This window comes from Microvirga sp. P4_G7 (assembly GCF_056401005.1).
In genome coordinates this window covers 1-2,708 of the sequence record NZ_JBFUKD010000526.1, presented here as the reverse complement: position 1 = coordinate 2,708, position 2,708 = coordinate 1, and the positions used below count along the sequence as shown (strand labels likewise).

Genomic DNA, 2,708 nt, shown 5'->3' with positions numbered 1-2,708 from the left:
GGGATGAACAGCGTCCATCCAACTGAAGCCAAGCGCTTCGTTCTCGGGCAGACCGGAATACTTGCTCCACCGCGCGTTGGCATAGACGAGCTCGAGCTCCGGCGTGATGATCCAAACCAGAGCCGGGAGCGTTTCCGCAACGATGCGCAGGCGCGCCTCGCTCTCGCGCAAACTCGTCTCAGTCTTGGCGCGCTCGATCGCCGCCCAAATTCGTTCCGCAACATCTTCGCCGAGAAGCGCATCCTGAGCCGAGAACGCGTGCGGACGGGCCGACGAAGCGGTGAGCGTTGCGATGATGCGTCCGTTCTTGATCAGTGGCGCGACCAACGCCGATCGCGCCGCGTGCTCGGAAAAGTGGTGTCGCGATGCTCCGTCGAGGCGGATGTCGTTTTCACAATCGTCGATTCGAACCGTCTCGCCACGATTGAGCGCGGCAAGCACGATCTCCCCGGTTCCGGCGAGATTGTAGGTCGACGGTTTCGCTTCGCCCGAAGCGCGCACCCATTCGCGATTGAAGACATCCTCCGATCGTGTCGTCTCTCCGAAGCCGACGGAATCCGCATCGAGAAAAGTGGCGAGCGCACTCGATGCGACATCGCTGATGGCGTTGGGTTCGTCGATCTCGCTGATACGATCCTTGAGGTCGAGCAGGAAACGCTGCCGCTGCTGGGCGGCGTCGATTTGCCCCTTGGCGTGGTCGGCATCGGAGACGGCGCGTGTGACGCCGATGAGGCGGATCGGTTTGCCGTTGGCATAAACCGGGCGTCCCGTCGCGACGACCCGCGAAACCGACCCATCCGCGCGAATGACTCGGTAGGTGACGGTATAGTCGCGCTTCCCTTCGATGGCAGCGTCGATGGCGTCCTGAACCCTTGCGGCATCATCCGGATGAGATGTACGTGCGAAGAGATCGATGCTCAACGCCATCGTCCCGTTGAGGCCGAGATCGTCGAGGAAGGCGGGCGTGCCCGTCATCGCTCCGGTGACGAGATCGCAGTCCCACAATCCGAGCTCGGCCACAGACAACGCCAAGCACAGCTCTTCCTGGTTTACGGAGAGCGTCCGTTCCGCTTCGCACAGCCGTTGCTTCAGATCAGTGGTCTGGGGCCTTCTATCGTTGTGCGTAGAGACTGCACCGCCATTGGGTGACGGTTCGCTCCGTTGGGACATCGACTCGAACTCTCAAAACGACTTCACCCAAGACATAGGACTGATCGAACGTTGTTCCAGTCCATCCCCGAAATTGGGATCGAAGTCAGATTGAGAATCCGCTCATGCTCTTGATCGCGAAGACATAAGTCAGGGCGACCTCTTCCAGGCGGTCGAAGCGTCCCGCCGCTCCGCCGTGGCCGGCTTCCATATTGAGTTTGAGAAGAACGGGTCCGCCGCCGGTCATGGTGCCGCGCAGCTTGGCGACCCACTTGGCCGGTTCCCAATAGGTCACGCGAGGGTCGGTCAGGCCGCCCAGTGCCAGAATCGGCGGATATTCCTGCGCATTGATATTGTCGTACGGGGAATAGGACAGGATGGTTCTGAAGGCATGCTCGTCGGCCCCGGGGTTGCCCCATTCGGGCCATTCTGGGGGCGTCAAGGGAAGCTCGGCGTCGAGCATCGTGTTGAGCACGTCGACAAACGGAACTTCGGCGACGATGCCCGCAAAGAGATCCGGCGCCAGGTTCGCAACCGCGCCCATCAGCATGCCGCCGGCGCTGCCGCCATGCGCCACGATGCGACCGCGGCGCGTGTAGTTGGCATCGGCGAGCGCTTCACCGCAGGCGATGAAATCGGTGAAGGTGTTCGGCTTCTTGTCCCTCTTGCCGTCGAGATACCATTGCCATCCCTTTTCCGTTCCGCCCCTGACATGGGCGATGGCGAAGACGAAGCCGCGATTGACGAGCGAGAGAATGTTGGTTCGGAAGCCAGCCGGGATCGACACGCCGTACGAACCGTAGCCGTAGAGAAGGCATGGCGCTGATCCGTCCTGCTTCGTGTCCCGATGGTGAAGCAGCGAGACAGGGACCTGTGCGCCGTCGGGTGCCGTGGCAAAGATCCGACGGGTGACGTAGTCGGCCGGATCATGACCGCTCGGTACCTCCTGGCGCTTGCGCAGCGTCCGTGTGCCGGTGACGAGATCGTAATCGACCACCTCGCTCGGCGTGGTCAGTGAGGAATAGCGGTACCGAATAGTGGTGGTGTCGAATTCGTAGCCCGCGTCGACGCCAAGGGAATAGGTCTCCTCCTCGAAGGAAATCGTCTCTTCCCGTCCGGTCGCAAAGGGACGGATGACGACGCGAGGCTTTGCATCCTCGCGCTCGAGGCGCACCAGGTGATGCGCGAGCGGCACCGTGAACAATATCATCACGCCCGGCCGGTAAGGGACGAGATCGGTCCAGAACGCCCGACCCGGCGTCGCGATCGGCGCGGTCATGATCTTGAAGTCTTCCGCACCGTCGGCATTGGTAAGAATGATCAGGCGGTCGCCGTGATGCTCGACGTCGTAGCGTAGGTTCGGCGTACGCGGCTCGACCAATCTCGGCGTCGCGGACGCATCGGCGCGATCGATGATCCAGACCTCCGACGTCTCGTGATCGCTCGCCTCGATCAGCACGAAGGCATCCGACTGAGTCCTTCCCACCTTGACGAAGAATCCGGGATCCTTCTCTTCGTAGACGATCGCGTCCGTCGTCGGGTCGGTGCCGAGCCGATGG

The 2,708-nt window shown here is 61.9% G+C and carries 2 protein-coding genes; both read right to left on the bottom strand.

Translation table 11 applies throughout. The features are described from left to right. Positions 1–1,032, bottom strand: a 1,032-nt coding sequence (locus tag AC1DT3_RS17410) for a PAS domain-containing protein (protein ID WP_477466493.1), incomplete at its 3' end; no start/stop codon positions are given. 223 nt (positions 1,033–1,255) lie between these two features. Then, positions 1,256–2,708, bottom strand: a 1,453-nt coding sequence (locus AC1DT3_RS17405) for a S9 family peptidase (protein WP_477466492.1), incomplete at its 5' end; no start/stop codon positions are given.